General features: G+C 70.3%; 16 protein-coding genes. 4 read left to right on the top strand and 12 right to left on the bottom strand.

Annotated elements, in window-relative coordinates:
- Window positions 1–24: 24 nt before the first annotated feature.
- From DEJ20_RS09010 to dut, 6 genes are all read right to left on the bottom strand, one after another.
- Window positions 25–612, bottom strand: coding sequence for a hypothetical protein (locus tag DEJ20_RS09010; protein ID WP_146245457.1), 588 nt, complete (start codon window positions 610–612; stop codon window positions 25–27).
- Between the two features lie 305 nt (window positions 613–917).
- Complete coding sequence (gene dxs / locus DEJ20_RS09005; RefSeq protein WP_111235918.1) at window positions 918–2,855, bottom strand: 1-deoxy-D-xylulose-5-phosphate synthase; 1,938 nt, start codon at window positions 2,853–2,855, stop codon at window positions 918–920.
- Window positions 2,856–2,988: 133 nt separating this feature from the next.
- Window positions 2,989–5,805, bottom strand: coding sequence for an aconitate hydratase AcnA (gene acnA / locus DEJ20_RS09000; protein ID WP_111235919.1), 2,817 nt, complete (start codon window positions 5,803–5,805; stop codon window positions 2,989–2,991).
- A gap of 128 nt (window positions 5,806–5,933) precedes the next feature.
- Window positions 5,934–6,713, bottom strand: coding sequence for a DUF3159 domain-containing protein (locus tag DEJ20_RS08995; RefSeq protein WP_111235920.1), 780 nt, complete (start codon window positions 6,711–6,713; stop codon window positions 5,934–5,936).
- Between the two features lie 32 nt (window positions 6,714–6,745).
- Window positions 6,746–7,468 carry a DUF3710 domain-containing protein gene (locus tag DEJ20_RS08990; protein WP_027465470.1) on the bottom strand — a complete coding sequence of 241 codons (723 nt, stop codon included), beginning with the start codon at window positions 7,466–7,468 and terminating at the stop codon, window positions 6,746–6,748.
- A complete protein-coding gene (gene dut / locus DEJ20_RS08985; RefSeq protein WP_111235921.1) occupies window positions 7,465–7,956 on the bottom strand; it encodes a dUTP diphosphatase in 492 nt (163 codons plus the stop codon). The genes DEJ20_RS08990 and dut overlap by 4 nt, the downstream gene beginning before the upstream one ends.
- A gap of 63 nt (window positions 7,957–8,019) precedes the next feature.
- Here dut and DEJ20_RS08980 point away from each other — a divergent pair, with 63 nt between their 5' ends.
- A complete protein-coding gene (locus tag DEJ20_RS08980) occupies window positions 8,020–8,451 on the top strand; it encodes a DUF3093 domain-containing protein (protein ID WP_110859581.1) in 432 nt (143 codons plus the stop codon).
- A 135-nt stretch (window positions 8,452–8,586) separates the two neighbouring features.
- Here the strand turns inward: DEJ20_RS08980 and DEJ20_RS08975 are convergent, their stop codons facing one another.
- The gene (locus DEJ20_RS08975; protein ID WP_017886098.1) at window positions 8,587–8,886 is read right to left on the bottom strand and encodes a DUF4193 domain-containing protein; all 300 of its coding nucleotides are present in this window, start codon (window positions 8,884–8,886) and stop codon (window positions 8,587–8,589) included.
- A 298-nt stretch (window positions 8,887–9,184) separates the two neighbouring features.
- On the opposite strand from DEJ20_RS08975, the gene sepH reads away from it, so the two are divergent.
- Window positions 9,185–10,213: a septation protein SepH gene (gene sepH / locus DEJ20_RS08970; protein WP_181431591.1), complete on the top strand. Its 1,029-nt coding sequence runs from the start codon at window positions 9,185–9,187 to the stop codon at window positions 10,211–10,213.
- A gap of 34 nt (window positions 10,214–10,247) precedes the next feature.
- On the opposite strand, the gene DEJ20_RS08965 is transcribed toward sepH, so the two are convergent.
- Window positions 10,248–11,414, bottom strand: coding sequence for an alkaline phosphatase family protein (locus tag DEJ20_RS08965; protein WP_181431592.1), 1,167 nt, complete (start codon window positions 11,412–11,414; stop codon window positions 10,248–10,250).
- A 43-nt stretch (window positions 11,415–11,457) separates the two neighbouring features.
- Here DEJ20_RS08965 and DEJ20_RS08960 point away from each other — a divergent pair, with 43 nt between their 5' ends.
- Window positions 11,458–13,944, top strand: coding sequence for a DNA gyrase/topoisomerase IV subunit A (locus DEJ20_RS08960; RefSeq protein WP_111235958.1), 2,487 nt, complete (start codon window positions 11,458–11,460; stop codon window positions 13,942–13,944).
- Window positions 13,945–14,226: 282 nt separating this feature from the next.
- On the opposite strand, the gene DEJ20_RS08955 is transcribed toward DEJ20_RS08960, so the two are convergent.
- Window positions 14,227–16,353 carry a DNA gyrase/topoisomerase IV subunit B gene (locus tag DEJ20_RS08955; RefSeq protein ID WP_071244557.1) on the bottom strand — a complete coding sequence of 709 codons (2,127 nt, stop codon included), beginning with the start codon at window positions 16,351–16,353 and terminating at the stop codon, window positions 14,227–14,229.
- A 167-nt stretch (window positions 16,354–16,520) separates the two neighbouring features.
- Between DEJ20_RS08955 and DEJ20_RS08950 the strand changes: the two genes are divergently transcribed.
- Window positions 16,521–16,745, top strand: coding sequence for a DUF7455 domain-containing protein (locus DEJ20_RS08950; RefSeq protein ID WP_111235923.1), 225 nt, complete (start codon window positions 16,521–16,523; stop codon window positions 16,743–16,745).
- Between the two features lie 94 nt (window positions 16,746–16,839).
- On the opposite strand, the gene DEJ20_RS08945 is transcribed toward DEJ20_RS08950, so the two are convergent.
- From DEJ20_RS08945 to DEJ20_RS08935, 3 genes are read right to left on the bottom strand one after another with little or no spacing between them, the layout of a single operon-like run.
- Entirely contained in the window at window positions 16,840–17,613 is a 774-nt protein-coding gene (locus tag DEJ20_RS08945) for a type 1 glutamine amidotransferase (protein ID WP_111235924.1), read from the bottom strand.
- Entirely contained in the window at window positions 17,610–18,869 is a 1,260-nt protein-coding gene (locus tag DEJ20_RS08940; RefSeq protein ID WP_111235925.1) for a MurT ligase domain-containing protein, read from the bottom strand. Before DEJ20_RS08940 ends, DEJ20_RS08945 begins: the two co-directional genes overlap by 4 nt.
- Window positions 18,870–18,875: 6 nt before the next feature.
- Entirely contained in the window at window positions 18,876–20,135 is a 1,260-nt protein-coding gene (locus DEJ20_RS08935; RefSeq protein ID WP_027465462.1) for an RNA polymerase sigma factor, read from the bottom strand.
- Window positions 20,136–20,314: the final 179 nt, after the last annotated feature.

The raw sequence follows: 20,314 nt of genomic DNA, 5'->3' as shown, positions 1-20,314 counted from the left end.
GACGTCTGCTACCGTGCGCCGCCGTCAGCCGCCGATGCAGTCGTTGCTGCCACTGAAGCACGGCGGCACCGACGGCCGGGGTGCCGGCGGCTCGGGCGGCTCGTTGTCGTACGACGTGAAGTAGTCGCCGCTGTGCGTCACGACGAGCACGTAGTCCGCCCCGCTCGCCCGCACGGCGTCGTCGCGTCGGTCGACGCCGATTCCCGGCGCGGACTGCACGACGGACGACCCGTCCGGCTGCCACAGTCCGAGTGACTGGTCCCAACCACGGACCCGGACGACCGCGAACCGGTCCTGGCTGACATCGCTGCCGAGCGAGATCGACTGCCGCCCACCGACATCGACCAAGGACGGTGTCGATCCGTCCGGCCGGATCGCCTGCGCCACGAGGTCCTCGTCGGTCAGGCCGCCCGCACGAAGCACTGGGCCGACGGTGCGCACCGCGTCGACCGGTGTGGTGGCACCGTCGATCGTGTAGACCGCTCCGGCGTCGATCCGGCACGTGGTTCCTGCAGCGGGCTGGAAGAAGCCGGAGTTGCTCGCGGGCCCGCAGGAGTCGGTCCAGGTGGCATCGACCCGGTGGACCGCTGCCCCGCCCTCCCAATCGATCACGCGGTGCATCGTCTGTCTGGCACCGACCCGAGCATCAGCACCGAGCTCCGGCGAGACCGAACCGCCGTTCATCGCCGAACACCCCGAAGTCAGCGCCAACACGGCGAGGCAGAGCCCCACCGTCATCGTCCTGAGCCCCCGTCGCATGTGGCGATCCTGCCAGACGTCCCCGTGGCACATGCCCCTCGCGGCATGGCAGCACGGCGGCAAGGCGGCCTCCCACCGAACCAGGTTCCGGACACAGCACCGCGGAGGAACGTGGTGCCGTGTCCGGAACCTGGTTCCGCGCGGTCAGCCGTCAGTGGTCAGCGGTCGGACGCCGCCGACTCACGGGACCGCGCGGGCTTCGCCTGCGGCAACTTCGTCCCGACGACCTGGTCGATGACGTCGCGGGCGATCGCCTGCGCCGTCAGTCCCGCGTCAGTGAGGATCTGCGACCGGGTCGCGTGGTCGATGAACGCGTCGGGCAGCCCGAGCTCGTTCACCCCGGTGTCGACCCCGGCAGCGCGCAGGTCCTGCCGTAGCCGGGTCCCGACGCCGCCGACCCGCACGCCGTCCTCGATGGTGATCACGAGCCGGTGCGTCCGCGACAGCTCGATCAGCGACACCGGGATCGGCACCACCCAGCGCGGGTCCACGACGGTGACCCCGATGCCCTGCGCCTCGAGCAGCGCCGCGGCCTCGAGTGCCACCGGCACCATCGACCCGACGGCGACGAAGAGCACGTCCTCGACGTCGTCTGCGGCGGCGTGCAGGACGTCCACGCCATCGGGGAGACGACGGACTGCGGGGATGTCCGGTCCGACCTGCCCCTTGGACCACCGCAGCACGGTCGGGGCGTCGTCGACGGCGATCGCCTCGCGGAACTCCTCGCGCAGGGTCGCAGCATCGCGGGGCGCGGCGATCCGGATCCCCGGCACGACCTGCAGCAGCGCGAGGTCCCACATGCCGTGGTGCGAGGGGCCGTCCGGGCCGGTGATGCCGGCACGGTCGAGCACGAACGTCACGCCGGCCTTGTGCAGGGCGACGTCCATCAGCACCTGGTCGAACGCGCGGTTCAGGAAGGTCGCGTAGAGCGCCACCACGGGGTGGAGTCCCCCGTAGGCCAGGCCCGCGGCGGTCGTCACGGCGTGCTGCTCGGCGATGCCGACGTCGTACACGCGGTCGGGGTGCTGCTCCTGGAACAGGTGGAGCCCGGTCGGCCGGAGCATCGCCGCCGTGATGGCGACGACCCGAGGGTCGGAGGCACCGGCATCGGCCAAGGAGGACGCGAACACCGAGGTCCACGACGGTCCCGATGCGGCGTCGAGCGACTCCCCCGTCTCCGGGTCGATGTGCCCGACGGCGTGGAACTGGTCGGCCTGGTCGCGCAGGGCGGGCTCGAAGCCGTGGCCCTTCTCGGTGATCGCGTGCACGATCACGGGAGCGCCGTACTCCTTTGCCTGCCGGAGTGCTGCCTCCATCGCCTGCTGGTCGTGCCCGTTCACCGGGCCGATGTACTTGATGTCGAGGTTCGAGTACAGCGCCTCGTTGTTCGTCAGCCGCGACAGGAAGCCGTGCAGGCCACCGCGCATGCCGCGGTACACCGCACGACCCGGAGCGCCGAACCGCGCAGCCACGGCCTGCGTGCCCTCGTACAGGGCGCGGTACTCGCGGCGGGTGCGCACGGAGCTCAGGAACCGTGCCATGCCACCGATCGTCGGGGCGTACGAGCGGCCGTTGTCGTTGACGACGATGACCAGGCGCCGGTCGTTGTCGTCGGAGATGTTGTTGAGCGCCTCCCACGTCATCCCGCCGGTGAGGGCGCCGTCCCCCACCACCGCGACGACGGTGCGGTCGGTCTGCCCGGTCTGCCCGAACGCGCGGGAGATGCCGTCGGCCCACGAGAGCGACGACGACGCGTGCGAGGACTCGACGATGTCGTGCTCGGACTCGCTCCGCTGCGGGTAGCCGGCGATGCCGCCGCGTTCGCGCAGCTTCGAGAAGTCCTGGCGCCCCGTGACGAGCTTGTGCACGTACGACTGGTGCCCGGTGTCGAAGACGAACGGGTCGTTCGGCGAGTCGAACACGCGGTGCATCGCGAGCGTCAGCTCCACGACGCCGAGGTTCGGCCCGAGGTGCCCACCGGTCTTCGCGACCTCGGCGACCAGGAAGCGCCGGATCTCGGCGGCGAGGTCGGTCATCTGCGCGTCGGAGAGACGCTTCAGGTCGCGCGGCGACGTGATGCTGGCGAGCAGGCTCACGGGCGCTCCTTTCGTGGGTACCAAGCCATCACCCTATTCCCGCTACCGGGTGACGGACTGGAGGCCCGTGGCGGTGTCGCCACGGGCCTCCAGTCCGTCCTGTGGTCGCGTCAGCGACCCGCGCGCACGTCGCTCAGACGAGCGAGCGGAGCACGTACTGCAGGATGCCGCCGTTGCGGTAGTAGTCGGCCTCGCCGGGGGTGTCGATGCGGACCACCGCGTCGAACTCGATCGGCTGCTTGCCGGCCGGCGAGTGCTCGCTCGGCGTCGCGGTGACGTGCACCGTCTTCGGGGTGCGGCCCTCGTTGAGCTCGGTCAGCCCGGAGATCGAGACGACCTCGGTGCCGTCGAGCCCGAGGGACTCGACCGTCTCGCCCGCCGGGAACTGCAGCGGGACGACGCCCATGCCGATGAGGTTGGAGCGGTGGATCCGCTCGAAGCTCTCGGTGATGACCGCACGGACACCGAGCAGGTTCGTGCCCTTGGCCGCCCAGTCACGGGACGAGCCGGAGCCGTACTCCTTGCCGCCGAAGATGACGAGCGGGATGCCCTGCTCCTGGTAGTGCTGCGAGGCGTCGTAGATGAACGACTGCGCACCGTCCGGCGTCGTGAAGTCACGGGTGTAGCCGCCCTCCACGCCGTCGAGCAGCTGGTTGCGCAGACGGATGTTCGCGAACGTGCCGCGGATCATGACCTCGTGGTTGCCGCGACGCGAGCCGTAGGAGTTGAAGTCCTTGCGGTCGACGCCGTGCTCAGCGAGGTACTGGCCGGCGGGGCTGTCTGCCTTGATCGAACCGGCCGGCGAGATGTGGTCGGTCGTGACCGAGTCGCCGAGCTTCGCGAGCACCCGGGCGCCGGAGATGTCCGACACCGCGTCAGGCTGCATCGTCATGCCCTCGAAGTACGGGGGCCTCCGGACGTAGGTCGACTCCTGGTCCCACTCGAAGGTGTCACCGGTCGGGGTCGGCAGGTTCTTCCAGCGGTCGTCGCCCTCGAACACGGAGCCGTACTCGTGGGTGAACATCTCGGTGTCGATCGACTCGTCGATGACCTGCTGCACCTCGGCCGCGTCGGGCCAGATGTCGGTGAGGTAGACGTCGTTGCCGTCCTGGTCGGTGCCGAGGGCGTCCTTGTCGAAGTCGAAGTGCATCGACCCGGCGAGGGCGTAGGCGATGACCAGCGGCGGGGACGCCAGGTAGTTCATCTTGACGTCGGGGTTGATCCGGCCCTCGAAGTTGCGGTTGCCCGAGAGCACCGCGGTGACGGCGAGGTCGTTGTCCTGCACGGCCTGCGAGATCTCCTCGGGCAGCGGGCCCGAGTTGCCGATGCAGGTGGTGCAGCCGTAGCCGACCGTGTAGAAGCCGAGCTGCTCGAGGTAGGTGGTGAGACCGGCCTTCTCGTAGTAGTCGGTGACCACCTTGGAGCCGGGCGCGAGGGTGGTCTTCACCCAGGGCTTCGCGGTGAGGCCCTTCTTCGCGGCGTTCCGGGCGAGGATGCCGGCGGCCATCATCACCGACGGGTTCGACGTGTTCGTGCACGATGTGATGGCGGCGATCGCGACGGCACCGTGGTCGATCGTGAACGGGTCGGCCCCGTCCATCGCGACCTTCGTCGGCGCCGAGGCGGTCGACGGTGCGCTCGACACGTGCACGTGCTCGTGCAGTGCCGTGTCCTCGTTCGTCGAACCGGCGGCGATCGGGTCGGAGGCCGGGAACGTCTCCTCGACCGCGTCGTCGAGGTCGGTCTGCTCGGACGGCGTCGTGTAGTTGTTCAGGTCGAGCTCGAACTGGCTCTTCGCGTTCGTGAGCTCGATGCGGTCCTGCGGACGCTTCGGGCCCGAGATGGAGGGCACGACCGTGGAGAGGTCGAGCTCCATGTACTCGGAGTAGTTCGGCTCGACCGAGGCGTCGTGCCACAGGCCCTGGGCCTTGGAGTACGCCTCGACCAGGGCGATCTGCGCCTCGTCGCGACCGGTCAGCCGCAGGTAGTCCAGCGTGACGTCGTCGACCGGGAAGATCGCTGCCGTCGAACCGAACTCGGGCGACATGTTGCCGATGGTGGCGCGGTTGGCGAGCGGGACGGCGCCGACGCCCTCGCCGTAGAACTCGACGAACTTGCCGACGACGCCGTGCTTGCGGAGCTCCTGCGTGATGGTGAGCACCACGTCGGTCGCGGTCACGCCGGCCGGGATCTCACCGGAGAGCTTGAAGCCGACGACCTTCGGGATGAGCATCGACACGGGCTGGCCGAGCATCGCGGCCTCGGCCTCGATGCCGCCGACGCCCCAGCCGAGCACGCCGAGGCCGTTCACCATCGTGGTGTGCGAGTCGGTACCGACCAGGGTGTCCGGGTACGCGTAGGTCTCGCCGTCGAAGTCGCGCGTGTAGGTGACCTTCGCCAGGTACTCGATGTTGACCTGGTGGACGATGCCGGTGCCCGGCGGGACGACCTTGAAGTCCTCGAACGCGGTCTGGCCCCAGCGGAGGAACTGGTAGCGCTCACCGTTCCGCTCGTACTCGAGGTCCGTGTTGCGCTGCAGGGCGTCCGTGCTGCCGAACAGGTCGGCGATGACGGAGTGGTCGATGACCATCTCGGCCGGGGACAGCGGGTTGATCTTGTTCGGGTCGCCGCCGATGTCCGCCATGGCCTCACGCATGGTGGCGAGGTCGACGATGCACGGCACACCCGTGAAGTCCTGCATGACGACGCGCGCCGGCGAGAACTGGATCTCGGTGTCGGGTTCCGCGTCGGGCCGCCAGGAGCCGAGCGCCCGGATCTGTCCCTCGGTGACGTTCTTGCCGTCCTCGGTGCGGAGGAGGTTCTCGAGCAGCACCTTCAGGCTGTAGGGCAACTTCTCGTGCCCGGGAACCGAGTCGATCCGGTGGATCGCGTAGTCGACACCCCCAACCGACAGTGTGTCCTTCGAGCCGAAGCTATTGACTGCAGCCACCGTGCCGCCTCCCTACTGATCGGTTTGCCCTCATCCTCGCGGGCCGTGGACCGTCCCACCAGCAAGGCAAACCTAATCCCGAGGACGCGTGCGCGCCCTGCGAGAACTATCTTGATGTCGAGAGAACTCTACACCGGGGCGACGTCGTCGCGTCGGACGAACACGGTGCGGACCAGCAGCCAGGTCACCCAGAGCACCGCCGCGTACAGTGGCACCCCGAGGATGAGCTTCAGCCCGGCGAGCAGTTCGACCTGCGCCGTCAGGTACAGCGGGACCTCCACCGCGAGCCGGACCGCGAACAGGCCGACCCAGATCCAGGTGGCGACCGTCAGGACGCGGCGCTTCACCGGGTCGGCGCGCCAGTCGACGTGCGAGCCGTCCTCGTTCGCCGGCAGCAGGAACCCGACGACGAGTCCGATGAGCGGCCAGCGGATCGCCAGCGTGATCAGCAGCCCGACGAGCCAGACCGCGTTGATGACGATCCCGGGGATGAAGTTGCTCTCCGCGCGGCCGGTGATGAGCGCGAGGCCGGCCGAGACCGCGACGCCGAGGATGCCCGCGAACGACATCGTCACCGACTGCCGCTGCAGCAGCCGGAGCACCACGAACACCAGGCCGACCGCCACCGGGATCACGACGCTCGGCACGAGCTCCTTCGTGATCGCGTAGACGACCAGGAACGCGAACCCGGGCAGCACCGACTCGGCGAGGCCGCGCACCCCGCCGACCGCGCCGAGGAGCGCCCGGCCGGACGGCGCCTCACCGGGTGCCACGCGAGCGATGCCGGCGTTCTGCACGGCGTCGCGGAACTGCGCGGAGAACGACGGCGCCACCGATGACTCAGGTGCCGGTGCAGCGGGGTCGGAGCCAGCCGTCTCGGGTCGTGGGGTGTCGTCGTGGTCCGGCACCGTGCCTCCAGGCGGGGTTGGTCGTCAGTCGGTCAGATCGCGGTCTGCGTCGACTTGGGCATGTGCAGCGGGATGAGGTCGCGCGGCGGCATCGGCGTCGTGCCGCGCACGACGACGACGCTGCGGAACAGCTCCTCGATCTCGCTCGCGTCGTCGGGCTGCTCGGCGGCCTTGCCGGCGATCACACCGCGCAGGAACCAGCGCGGGCCGTCGACGCCGACGAAGCGGGCCGGGCGGGAGCCGGCGGTGCCGCCGTCGCCGTCCACGGCGACCGGGACGGACGCGCGGAGCTCGGGGCCGAACGGGCCGTCGACCTCGGTCACGACACCGCCCTGGCGCTCGATCTGCTCGGCGATCTGGGCGCGGATCTCGTGCCACAGGCCGGTGGACCGGGGTGCCGCGAACGGCTGGACCTGCAGCGTGGACTCGTCGTAGTCGAGCCCGACCGCGACGACGCGCTGCGAGCCCTCCTCGACCTCGAGGCGCAGGTGCAGGCCCTCGCGCGGGAGCACCTTCACCCCGCCCAGGTCGACGTAGGGGCGGACCAGGTTCGCCTCGGTCTCGTCGTGGGGGCCGTTCTCGGCCCGGTCCTCCGGAGCGGACTTGTCCGTCGGGGCGACCGCGTCGACCTCGTCGAGGTCCGCGTCGGCATCCGTCGCGATGTCGACCTCGGGGGACGTGTCCGCGACCTCGATGTCGTCGGCGACGGCGTCCGCCACCTCGACCTCGTCCCGCTTGCGTCGGCCGAACTTCATGCGCGCGTTCCTTCCTGAGCGTCTGCGGCGGCACCGGTCACGGCGTCGCTCCGGTCACCGTAGCCCGACGAGCCGAACCCGCCCTGTCCGCGGACGCTGTCCGGCAGGTCGTCGACCCGGGTGTAGGTCACCTGCGGCACGGGCATCACGATCAACTGTGCGATGCGGTCGCCGACGTGCACCTCGTACGGCTCCGTCTGGTCGGTGTTGAGCAGGGCGACCTTGATCTCCCCGCGGTAGCCGGAGTCGACGGTGCCAGGGCTGTTCACGATCGTGATGCCGTGCTTCGCCGCCAGGCCGCTCCGCGGGACCACGAACGCGGCGTAGCCCTCGGGCAGCGCGATGCGCAGCCCCGTGGCGGCCAGGTGTCGTTCCCCCGGCTGCAGCACGAAGGCCTCGGTGGAGGCGAGATCGGCACCCGCGTCGCCGGGGTGGGCGTGGCCGGGAGCGTGCTCCCCGGTCCAGAGGACGTCGACTGGTTCGGTCACGTGACGAGGGTAGTGCAGCCGTGACCGTTCCGTGACCTCGCTCGCTCGTGATCGAATGGACCCGTGACCCTGTACCGCGAACGACTCTGGGCCCCGCCCGCCCTCTACCTGGCGACGGCGCTCGTCATCCCCGCCACCCTGCTCGTCTTCCTCCCCATCAGCGTCCTGGCCGGCGTCCTCGTGGCGATCGGGATGGAGCTCGGGGTCCTGGTCCTCCTGTGGGCACTCGCACCCACCATCGAGGTCACCGACACCGAGTTCCGCGCGGGCAAGGCACACCTCCCCCGCACGCTCGTCGGCACGACCGAGGCGTTCGAGGGCGCGGCGGCCACCGAGCAGCGTGGGCCGGCACTCGACGCCCGCGCCTGGACCCTCTTCCGAGGCTACGTCCGCGGGGTCGTCAAGGTCGAGGTGCGCGACGACGCGGACCCGACGCCCTACTGGCTGGTCAGTGTCCGGCACCCGGGCAAGGTCGTCGAGGCGCTGCGGTCCTGACGGACCACGGCCCACGGCCCACGGCCTGGAGGCGCGGCTCGGCCCCGCCCCGCAGCAGACGACGAAGGCCCCGCATCCCTGGAGGATGCGGGGCCTTCGCTGATCGTTGCGTCGAGAGCGAAGCGTCTGTGCTCGCTAGAGCGAAGCGCACTCCGCGCAGACCGGTCCGAGCTTCGACTCGTGGTCGAGCTGGGAGCGGTGCTTCACGAGGAAGCACTCGACGCAGGTGAACTCGTCGACCTGCGGGGGCAGCACCACGACGTCGAGGTCGACGTCGCTGAGGTCCTGCCCGGCGAGTTCGAAGCTGCCGGGGTTGTCGGAATCATCGTCGACGACCCCCGACATCTTGTCGGGAACGCGCTCCTTGAGGGCCTCGATCGACTCTGAGTCAGAGTTGTCGTCGGTCTTCCGGGGGGCGTCGTAATCGGTGGCCATGCCCATCCATTTCTCGTATCGAGAGGTCGTCGCCGGGTGATCGGCGGCGACAGTTTGCACCACGCCCCGCCAGAGCGCAAACCGAGTGCTGCGGCGGGTCGTGCTGGCTGTGCAACCCACGACCGGAACCGGACATTCCCGACACCCGTTGCCGGAGCGCCGTCTGCCCGGGACCGGCCGTGCGGATGTCCGCGGCACGCCCGTGCGCCTCCCCGGAAACCGCGCGTCGTCCCTGCATACTCACGGGGTACGACAGCAGGACCGTACGCGACGCTGGGAAGGCGGAACCATGCAAGACGTGAGAGTCATCGGAGTCGAGTCCGGCGCACTCCTCCTGGCGACCGACGGCGGCACCGAGTTCCGGTTGCCCGTCACGTCGTCGCTGGCAGGCCAGGTGCGCCAGGCGAACCCCGACGCCGGTCCGCAGAAGCGGGTCTCCCCGAAGGACGTCCAGGCGCGCATCCGTGGTGGCGCCGACGCCGCCGACGTGGCCGCCGCGCTCGACGTCGACGTCGAGTACGTCCGCCGCTTCGAGGGCCCGGTCCTCGCCGAGCGCGCCTTCATCCTCGATGCCTCGCACCGCGTGCCGGTCACCCCGGTCGACGACGAGGCCCCCGACACCTTCGGCCCCGCGATCACCGCGAAGCTCGAGGCCGGCGAGGCCACCGCGATCACCTGGGGCTCCTGGAAGCACCCGGAGAACGGCTGGCAGGTCCGCGTCCGCTACACCGCTGGCGAGGTCGAGCACGACGCCCAGTGGCACTTCGACCCCAAGACCTCGACCCTGGCGCCGGACAACGGCGACGCGCACCGGCTGTCGCACACCGACGACGAGGGCATCGCCCCGCGCCTGCGTGCTGTCGAGTTCGAGCAGCAGGACGACGACGGCACCCGCTTCGACTCCGGTGCGTTCCGCGTCGACGAGCCGGAACAGCCGGCCGCCGAGCCCGAGCCGTCCCAGCACGCCCCGCTCCGTGCACCGCTGCCCCGCATCGGCCAGGCCGCTGTGGAAGAGCGTGCTCCCGGCAACGAGACCGCCGACCTGCTCGAGGCGCTCCGCCGCCGCCGCGGTGAGCGCGAAGCAGCGTCCTTCGGCGAACAGCGCGACGAGTCCGCCCGCGGCACGTCCATCAGCGTCGTCGACATCCCGCTGCAGGGCTTCGAGGACGGCGGCGCGCACGACACCGCACCGCAGTCGGCCGACACCCGTCCGGCCTCGGCGCCGGAGCCCGAGAGCCGTGGCGAACGCAAGAAGCGCAACCGCCGCTCGATGCCGAGCTGGGACGAGATCGTCTTCGGCACCCGCCCGGACGACGACCCCGCCTGATCGGCACGCTCACCGACCGTCGGCGCTGACGCCCCTAGTGGGCGAACGCGCCGGCGAGCCGGAGCGGCACGATCGTCTCCTCGTCGGTCATCGCCCCGTGCTGGCCGATCATGCGCTTCGGCGTCTCGTCCTCGCGCAGGGCACGGTCGTCGTTGAACGCCCACGAGCCGCGTGCCACGACGAGCACGTCGCCGATGCGCGGCACCACCTGGTCGGACACCTGCCCGAACCACCCGGCCTCGATCGCCTCGGCACGGCTGGCGACGGAGGCCTTCTTGCCGTAGCGGGCCCGGAACGCGCCGACCAGGGCGCGGACGTCGGTACCGGGTGCGACGGTGAGCTGGCGGCAGCGCGGGTCACCCGCGACGCCGACGACGTCGGTGAGCAGCAGCGGGTCGATGGCGATGTTCGCGTGGTCCGGCACGTCGAGCACCCCGTGGTCCGCCGTCACCAGGACCCCCACGTCGTCGGCGGCCCGGGCATCGAGGCGGGCGAGTTCCCCGTCGAGCAGCTCGAGGGCGGCCGTCCACCGGTCGGACTGCCAGCCGTACTTGTGCCCGATCGAGTCGAGCTCCGGCACGTACAGGTAGACGAGCGAGCGGCCGGTGGCGGTCTCGGCCAGTGCGGCGTCGACACGCTGCGGGATGGTGTCCGCCGACACGTACCGGGCGCCGCCGAGCACGTTCGCGGTCATCCCGGACGAGCGGTACCGGTCCGGCCCGACGACGACGGGGTCGAGCCCGAGCTCCGCGGCCCGGGTGAACAGGGTCTGCGTCAGGAACCAGTCGGCGGGCACCTCGGTGTCCCAGCCGCCGAGCAGGTTCATCACGGCACCGGTGTCCGGGTTCCAGCCGCTGTACCCGACGACGCCGTGGGTGCCGGGCGAGCGGCCGGTGGTCAGGGTGCTCAGCGCCGCCGCCGTCGTCGTCGGGAACCCGCTCCGCAGCTTCTTCGCGGTGCCGGTGCCCTTCGCACCGGTCAACCAGCGGGCGTGCCCGGCGCGCGCCGCCAGCGCGGCGGAACCGAGGCCGTCGACCAGCACGACGATCGCCGAGCGGGCGGGGCGGAGGGTGATCCGGGCCTCCAGGCCGTCGTTCCGCAACCACGCGTCGTCCGCAGCGCCGAGCGCCACGAGGCAACTCGGGAAGACGTCGGCGAGGTTCGCGACGGCGTCGGGGGCCGTCGGTACGCTTGTTCCCATCCCACGAGTCTCCCAGACGACTCCGGTTCTCCAGAAAGGTGCCATGGCACGCACGGACGTAGTCGGCCTGCCCGACGGTGAGCGCATCGAGGACGTCGACGTCTCCGAGGAGATGCAGGGCTCCTTCCTCGAGTACGCGTACTCCGTCATCTACTCGCGGGCGCTGCCCGACGCCCGCGACGGCCTGAAGCCGGTGCAGCGTCGCATCCTGTACCAGATGGCCGAGATGGGGCTGCGGCCCGACCGCGGACACGTCAAGAGCGCCCGCGTCACCGGCGAGGTGATGGGCAAGCTGCACCCCCACGGCGACGGCGCGATCTACGACGCGCTGGTCCGCATGGCCCAGCCGTTCACGATGCGCGTGCCGCTCGTCGACGGTCACGGCAACTTCGGCTCCCTCGACGACGGCCCCGCTGCCGCCCGGTACACCGAGGCGCGGCTCGCCGAACCGTCGATGGCGATGACCGAGGGCCTGGGCGAGGACGTCGTCGACTTCGTCCCGAACTACGACAACCAGATCATGCAGCCGGGCGTGCTGCCGGCGGCGTTCCCGAACCTGCTCGTCAACGGTGCCTCCGGCATCGCGGTCGGCATGGCGACGAACATGGCGCCGCACAACCTGGGCGAAGTGGTCGAGGCCGCGAAGCACCTGCTCATGAACCCGCAGGCCAGCCTCGAAGAGCTCATGGAGTTCGTGCCCGGCCCCGACCTGCCGTCCGGCGGCACGATCGTCGGGCTCTCCGGGGTCCGCGACGCCTACGCGACCGGCCGTGGTTCGTTCCGCACCCGCGCCAAGGTGAGCGTCGAGAACCTCACCCCGCGCAAGGTCGGGCTCGTCGTCACCGAGCTGCCGTACCTGGTCGGCCCCGAACGCGTCATCGAGAAGATCAAGGACGGCGTCCAGTCCAAGAAGCTCGTCGGCATCTCGGACGTCAACGACCTGACCGACCGCAACCACGGGCTCCGGCTCGTCATCGGCATCAAGAGCGGCTTCAACCCCACCGCCGTGCTCGAGCAGCTCTACAAGCACACCCCGCTCGAGGACGGCTTCGGCATCAACAACGTCGCCCTGGTCGGCGGGTCGCCGCGCACCCTCGGGCTCCGTGAGCTGCTCGACGTCTACGTGCAGCACCGGCTCCACGTCGTCACCCGCCGGTCGCAGTACCGGCTGGCACGACGCAAGGAACGGCTGCACCTGGTCGAGGGCCTGCTCATCGCGATCCTCGACATCGACGAGGTCATCCAGGTCATCCGCACCTCCGACGACTCCGAGGCTGCGCGCAACCGCCTGCGCGACGTCTTCGACCTGTCCGAGGTGCAGGCCGAGTACATCCTCGAGCTGCGCCTGCGCCGCCTGACGAAGTTCTCGCGGATGGAGCTCGAGGCGGAGCGCGACCAGCTGCTCGCCGACATCGCCGCCCTCGAAGAACTCCTGGCGTCCGACGAACGGCTCCGCGCGCAGGTCGCCCTCGAGCTGACCGAGGTGTCCGACAGGTTCGCGACCCCGCGCCGCACGCTGCTCACCGAGGCCGACGCCCCGGTGAAGGGCGGTCGGAAGGCCGCGGTCGACCCGGAGTCCCTGCAGATCGCCGACTCCCCCTGCCGCGTGCTGCTCTCGACCACCGGACGGCTCATCCGCGTCGACATCCCGACGTCGGAGCTCGGCATCGTCCGCGTGCCGAAGCGCTCGAAGCACGACGCCGTCCGCTCCGCCGTGGTGAGCACGGTGCGGGGGCAGATCGGCGCGATCACCTCGACCGGACGGGTCCTCCGGCTCTCCCCCGTCGACGTCCCCGCCGTGCCGCCCGCCGCGGTCCGGCTCGACGCCGGCGTCCGGGTCACCGACTTCCTGGCGCTCACCAAGGGCGAGACGGTCGTGGCGATCGTCGACCTGTCCGGCGCGTCCTCGGACTCGCTGGCGATCGGCACCGCACACGGCGTGGTCAAGCGCGTCGTCCCCGGTGCCTGGCCGGACAAGCCCGAGTTCGTCGCCATCGGCCTGAAGCCCGGCGACCAGGTGGTCGGCGCTGCGCAGGCGCCCGAGTCCGACGACCTGGTGTTCATCAGCTCGAACGCGCAGCTGCTGCGGTTCCCGGCGTCCGTGGTCCGGGCGCAGGGGCTGCCCGCCGGTGGTGTGGCCGGCATGGCACTCGCCGACGGCGCCTCGGTGATCTGGTTCGGCTCGGTCGCACGCTCCGACGACGCCGTGGTCGCCACGGTGTCCACCACCTCGACAGCCCTGCCCGGCACCGACGCCGGTCGCGCCAAGGTCTCGGCGCTGTCGGAGTTCCCGGCGAAGGGCCGCGCCACCCAGGGTGTCCGGGCGCACGCGTTCCTGAAGGGCGAGGACGGGCTGACCGTGGGCTGGGCGGGCATCGCGCCGCCGCACGCCGTCGGCACGGACGGCGCCGCGCGGACCCTGCCCGACTGGCTGTCGAAGCGTGACGGCTCGGGTGCCCCGCTCGAGGCGGTCATCGGCTCGATCGGCGGCAGCGCCGCGACGCTCGACGGCACCGTCGGCGAGGCGTAGGCGCGCGCTGGCGTCCGCCACGTTTCGCGCCTGGCGACACCTCACGCCCTGCGGGCCCCGTGAGGTGTCGCCCAGCGCGTGAGAACGCAGACCGCAGCGGCCTGGAGGCGCGGGGCGGCCCCGCCACGGGCCTCCCGTCCGCCGTCGCGAAAGCTTTCGCGGCGCCGCTTTCGCGGCACCGTTTCGCGCTGAGCGACACATCACGGGTGCGCGGCCGCGTGAACTGTCGCTCAACGCGTGAGCACGCGCCGACCGCCTCTCTGCGGCCGGACCGCCCGCGCGCTACGCGTCGATGCGGTCGCGGTCCAGGCCCTCGCCGGCCAGGATGAACTCCTTGCGCGGCGCGACGTCGTTGCCCATGAGCAGCTCGAACACCTTCGCAGCACCCTCGGCATGGGTCACGTTCACCCGGCGCAGGGTGCGGTGCGCGCGGTCCATCGTGGTCTCCGCCAGCTGGTCCGCGTCCATCTCGCCGAGGCCCTTGTACCGCTGGATCGGCTCCTGGTACTTCTTGCCCGTCTTCTCGAGCTTCTTCAGCACCGTCTGCAGCTCCTGTTCGGAGTACGTGTACAGCGTGTCGTTCGGCTTGCCGCGGTTCACCACGACGACCCGGTGCAGCGGCGGCACCGCGGCGAAGACCCGGCCCTGCTCGATCATCGGCCGCATGTACCGGAAGAACAGCGTCAGCAGCAGCGTGCGGATGTGGGCGCCGTCGACGTCGGCGTCCGACATGATGATGATCTTGCCGTACCGGGCCTGGTCGATGTCGAACGTGCGGCCCGAACCGGCGCCGATGACCTGGATGATCGACGCGCACTCGACGTTCGAGAGCATGTCCGACACGGACGCCTTCTGCACGTTGAGGATCTTGCCGCGGATCGGCAGCAACGCCTGGTACTCGCTGTTGCGGGCGAGCTTCGCGGTGCCCAGGGCCGAGTCACCTTCGACGATGAAGAGCTCGGTGCCCTCGGTCTCCTGCGAGCGGCAGTCGGCGAGCTTCGTCGGCAGCGAGGAGTTCTCGAGCGCGTTCTTGCGGCGCTGCGTCTCCTTGTGTGCCCGCGCCGAGATGCGGGTCTTCATCTCGGACACGACCTTCTCGAGCAGGGCGGCCGACTGTGCCTTCTCGGTGCGCTGCGTCGAGGTGAGGATCTCGGTGATGCGCTTCGACACGACCTGGTCGACGATCTTCCGGACCGCCGGGGTGCCGAGGATCTCCTTCGTCTGCCCCTCGAACTGCGGCTCGGGCAACCGCACCGTCAGCACGGCGGTCATGCCGGCGAGGACGTCGTCCTTGTCGAGCTTGTCCTGCCCGACCTTGAGCTTGCGGGCGTTCGCCTCGACCTGGGCGCGGACGGCCTTGACGACGCCCGACTCGAACCCGGCCTGGTGGGTGCCGCCCTTGGGCGTCGCGATGATGTTGACGAAGCTGCGGAACACGGTCTCGTAGCCACTGCCCCAGCGGAGCGCCAGGTCGACCTCGCACTCGCGCTCGACCGAGGTGGAGACCATGTGGCCCTTGTCGTCGAGCATCGGCACGGTCTCGGTGAAGGTGCCGGTCCCCTGCACGCGCCAGACGTCGGTGAGGGGGCTGTCGACGGCGAGGTGCTCGACGAACTCACCGATCCCGCCCTCGTACCGGAAGCGCTCGACCACCGGCCCGGCGGCCACGGTGGTCCCCGTCGCCTCGGCCCGGGCGGCAGCGGCGTCGATCGACGCCGCGCGCTCGTCGGTGATGGTGATGCCGAGCCCGGGCACGAGGAACGCGGTCTGCCGTGCACGGGTGACCAGGTCGTCGGTGCTGAACCGGGCGTCGGCGGTGAAGATCTGGCGGTCCGCCCAGTAGCGGATCCGGGACCCGGTGACACCCTTCTTGACCTTGCCCACCACACGGAGCTCACTGCCCGAGGTGAAGGGCGCGAACGGAGCGTCCGGGCCGATGCCCTTGCTGTCGTCGAAGATGCCCGGCTCACCGCGGTGGAACGACATGGCGTAGGTCTTGCCGCCCCGGTCGACCTCGACGTCGAGGCGCTCCGACAGCGCGTTCACGACCGAGGCGCCGACGCCGTGCAGGCCACCCGAGGCCGCGTACGACCCCGAGCCGAACTTGCCGCCGGCGTGCAACTTGGTGAACACGACCTCGACCCCGGTCAGGCCGGTCTTCGGTTCGACGTCGACGGGGATGCCCCGGGCGGTGTCCCGGACCTCGACCGAGCCGTCGGCATGGAGCACGACGCCGATCTCGTCACCGTGTCCCGCGAGGGCTTCGTCGACCGAGTTGTCGATGATCTCCCACAGGCAGTGCATGAGGCCCCGGGAGTCCGTCGAGCCGATGTACATGCCCGGCCGCTTCCGGACCGCCTCGAGCCCTTCGAGGACGGAGAGATGACGTGCGGAGTAGTCGGAGCTCACCGTCGGAGTTTACCGAGCGGCACCGACAGCACCGTGTGGACACTCGCACTGGGGCCAAGCGATCCGCGCTGAGCGAAACAGGGCCCGACAATGCGTCGCTCTCAGGCATCACGTGTTGAAATGGTGCAACCACCCGGCACCACCTGCGATCCGTGAGGAGCACAGCAATGACCCAGACCGTGCAGGACCCCTCCATCGACGAAGTCAGCAACCACCAGCTGACCGCCGCCGACCGTTGCGACAGCTGCGGGGCGCAGGCCTACATCCGAGCCACCATGGCGAGCGGCGAGCTCTACTTCTGCGCCCACCACGGCGCCGAGTTCAAGGACAAGCTCGCGGCGACCGCCATCGAGTGGCACGACGAGAGCAGCCGACTCTACGAGTCGAAGTAGTCGCGACCGACACGAAGACGGGAGGCGCGGTGCCAGCTGGCACCGCGCCTCCCGTCTTCGCGTGAACGCGTTCCACGTCCGGAGCAAGCCGCCGTCAGGCGATGCGCTTGAACGCCTTGTCGACGTAGCGGTCGACCGTCGCTCGCGCTTCACGTGCGTAGCGGTCGATGGTCGCCGTGCGCTCGGCGTCCGGTGCGTACTCACGGCCGAGCCGCGCGGTCGCTGCGGCGAGGACACCGTCGGTCAGCTGCGGATTGAGCGGCAGGACCGGACCCTGGGTGTGCGTCCCGAAGGAGTTCCCGACGATCGCGCCCTCGACCGGGGAGCCGGCCTGGTTGCCGCCGCCGGAGACGACGTCGGCGAAGGGGGTGACCCCGGCTGCGAGCTCGATGCGGGTTGCGTGGTCCTCGAAGCCGGCGAGACGCTTCGGTACTCCGGGGAGCAGCGGGTACCGGGTCTCGAGGACGAAGTAGTTCACGCGGCGCTCAGCACCGCGGACGGCACGGGCGTCGAACACGCCGAAGCCAGCGACCGGCGCACCCTCGGTCAGCACGACCTCGTTCGTCGCGAGGTCGAACCCACCGCCGACGGCGAGCACCGGCACACCGTCGGTCGCGAACGCACGGAGTGCTCCCCCGATGCGTGTGACGTCATCGCCCAGGGAACGCATCGCGCTGAGCGGACCGTTGCCGATGACGACGACGTCCGCCGTGGTCGGCAGGTCGTCACCGGGCGCGTACTCGAGGACCCGGGTCTCGATGTCCGCCGCGGCCGCACGGCGGACCAGCGCCGCGACGTTCCCACGGTCGCCCGAGACGCCCATCTGCCGGGGGTAGACGTGCAGGATCGTCAGCCGATCGGCCGTCATGCGGTCTTCTCCATGTCCGGGTGGCCGAGGGCCTTGCGGGCGATCATCATGATCTCGTAGTTGACGATGAAGTTCTTCGTCCCACGGGTCGTCGAGCCGAGCTGCTCCATGTGCTTGATGGCCGCTTCGACGTCGGGCTCGACCCGGCCGATGCGGACACCGGCGTGCTCGAGCGCGATCGCGATCTGCCACGCCTTGTCACCGGAGACGACGTCCACGTGGTCGAGCTTCGAGAAGTCGATGTCGTAGATCCAGGAGATGTCGGGCGTGCCCTCGTCGATCGCCATGAGGACCTGCTCGGGCTGGTCCGGCAGGGCGTCGAGGTTGAGCTGCAGGCTCGCGGCGTTCTTGAACATCGTGAACTCGGCGGACTCACCCGCGATGGGGAGTCGCTCGCCACGGCCGTACGCGGGCTTCATCGTGCCGAAGGCCTCGGTCACGGCATCGGCGCGGAACTGCGCACCGAGGGCCGCACTCGCCGTCGCGGTGGCAGCAGCGGCGTCGACCGCGTAGTGCAGGCCGCGGGCGGGCAGGCGGACCGGGATCTCGGCGCCGTCGAAGCGGATCGTCGCGCCGTCGCCAGTGTGGGCCACGACCTCGGCGTCGGCGGTGTGCTGGGCACGGTCGCCGGCGTCGAACGAGTCGGCGTTCTGCAGACCGTTCGGCGCCGCGGCGATGACCTCGTCGCTCGCACCGAACCGCAGGACGCGCTGCCCGGGGGTGCCCGTGTAGCCGTCGAGGAACTGGTCGTCGTGGTTCGTGATGACGTTCGCCGTCGACAGTGCGGCGGTGTCGAGCATCATCGTCGCCACGCGCTCGGTCTCGAAGAACCGGTACAGCTGGTCGACCTGCACGTTGAGCATCGTCACCGTCGAGGGCGACAGGATCCCGGCGAGCTCGACCGCGAAGGCCTCGTCGACCTCGAGGATGCCGATGTCCGCCTTCAGGCGACCGGTCAGCGAGACCTCGGACAGCAGGGCCGACGCGATGCCCTGCGGCAGGTTCGCGCCGGACGGGTTCGTGAAGACCCGCAGCCCGTGGGCCCGCACGATGTCGGAGATCATGTGCGTCGTCGTCGACTTGCCGTTCGACCCGAGCACGAAGACGACGCCGTTCGGGAACTGCTTCGTCACGTGCTGCAGGAAGTCCGGCACGAGCTTCAGGACGATGTACCCGGGGTAGGCGGACCCGCCGCCCCGCGCACGGGCGAGGGCACGGAGGATCCGCCCGATCAGGATCGGGATGAAGAAGCGCATGCCGGCTTACTCGAGGTAGTCGCGCAGCGACTGCGACCGCGACGGGTGGCGGAGCTTCGCCATCGTCTTGGACTCGATCTGACGGATGCGCTCACGCGTCACGCCGAACGTGTCACCGATCTGGTCGAGCGTCTTCGGCTGGCCGTCACCGAGGCCGAAGCGCATGCGGATGACGCCCGCCTCCCGCTCGGACAGGGAGTCGAGCAGGCTCTCGAGCTGCTTCTGCAGCATCGTGAAGCCCACCGCGTCGGCCGGCACGACCGCCTCGGTGTCCTCGATGAGGTCACCGAACTCCGAGTCGCCGTCCTCGCCCAGGGGCGTGTGCAGCGAGATCGGCTCGCGGCCGTACTTCTGGACCTCGACGACCTTCTCCGGGGTCATGTCGAGCTCGCGGGCGAGCTCTTCCGGAGTGGGTTCGCGACCGAGGTCCTGCAGCATCTGCCGCTGGACGCGGGCGAGCTTGTTGATGACCTCGACCATGTGCACCGGGATGCGGATGGTGCGGGCCTGGTCGGCCATGGCACGGGTGATGGCCTGACGGATCCACCACGTCGCGTAGGTCGAGAACTTGAAGCCCTTGGTGTAGTCGAACTTCTCGACCGCACGGATCAGGCCCAGGTTGCCCTCCTGGATGAGGTCCAGGAACTGCATGCCACGACCGGTGTAGCGCTTCGCGAGCGAGACGACCAGGCGGAGGTTCGCACCGAGCAGGTGCGACTTCGCACGCTGACCGTCACGGGCGACCCAGCGCAGTTCACGCTCGGCGGGCTTCGAGAGCCCCGTCGCGTGCTGCAGCTTGTCCTCGGCGAACAGGCCGGCCTCGATGCGCATCGCGAGCTCGACCTCCTGCTCGGCGTTGAGCAGGGCGACCTTGCCGATCTGCTTCAGGTAGTCCTTCACCGGGTCGGCGGTGGCACCCGTGATGGTCGTCGAGTAGACCGGCGCCTCGTCGTCGTCGGTCTGCGAGATGACGAGCGCACCGGCGGCGACCGCGGCAGCGGCGTCCGGCTTGGCCGTCTTGTCGTCGGTGTCGTCGGCCTCGTCGGTCGGCTCCTCGACGGGCTCGTCGGAGGCGATCGCCTCGTCGACGGCGTCGGTCTTCTTCGCCTTGGGCGCCGCCTTCTTGGCGGGCGCCTTCTTGGCGGGGGCCTTCGTGGCGCGCTTCTTCGGCGCTGCGGTGCCCTCGGTGTCCGTGGCGTCCTCTGCCACAGCGCCCTCGGGCTCGGTGTCCTTCGTGGGATCGATCGTCGTGCTCCGGGCAGCCATGCGATCACCTCTCTCGTCGTGCCACGTTCGTGGGGTCGTGGCCTCCCTCGCCGCCCAGGTCCCGCGCCGCAGTCCCCCGCGTCGTACGAGTCCTACCGTTCCGGGCAGCACTAGGACCCATGTCAAGTCCCCCGAGTTCACCGGCGCACCGAAGTGTTCCGACAGACAGGGGTCCCGAA

This window comes from Curtobacterium sp. MCSS17_005, assembly GCF_003234225.2.
Classification (GTDB): Bacteria; Actinomycetota; Actinomycetes; order Actinomycetales; family Microbacteriaceae; genus Curtobacterium; species Curtobacterium flaccumfaciens.
This window is presented reverse-complemented; position numbering and strand designations above follow the sequence as displayed.

Bases quoted from the DNA above. Each gene is read 5' to 3' on its own strand.
- DEJ20_RS08990 (WP_027465470.1), bottom strand. From the start codon at position 7,468: ATGAAGTTCGGCCGACGCAAGCGGGACGAGGTCGAGGTGGCGGACGCC.
- DEJ20_RS08975 (WP_017886098.1), bottom strand. From the start codon at position 8,886: ATGGCCACCGATTACGACGCCCCCCGGAAGACCGACGACAACTCTGAC.
- DEJ20_RS08965 (WP_181431592.1), bottom strand. From the start codon at position 11,414: ATGGGAACAAGCGTACCGACGGCCCCCGACGCCGTCGCGAACCTCGCC.
- DEJ20_RS08960 (WP_111235958.1), top strand. From the start codon at position 11,458: ATGGCACGCACGGACGTAGTCGGCCTGCCCGACGGTGAGCGCATCGAG.
- DEJ20_RS08950 (WP_111235923.1), top strand. From the start codon at position 16,521: ATGACCCAGACCGTGCAGGACCCCTCCATCGACGAAGTCAGCAACCAC.
- DEJ20_RS08945 (WP_111235924.1), bottom strand. From the start codon at position 17,613: ATGACGGCCGATCGGCTGACGATCCTGCACGTCTACCCCCGGCAGATG.
- DEJ20_RS08940 (WP_111235925.1), bottom strand. From the start codon at position 18,869: ATGCGCTTCTTCATCCCGATCCTGATCGGGCGGATCCTCCGTGCCCTC.
- DEJ20_RS08935 (WP_027465462.1), bottom strand. From the start codon at position 20,135: ATGGCTGCCCGGAGCACGACGATCGATCCCACGAAGGACACCGAGCCC.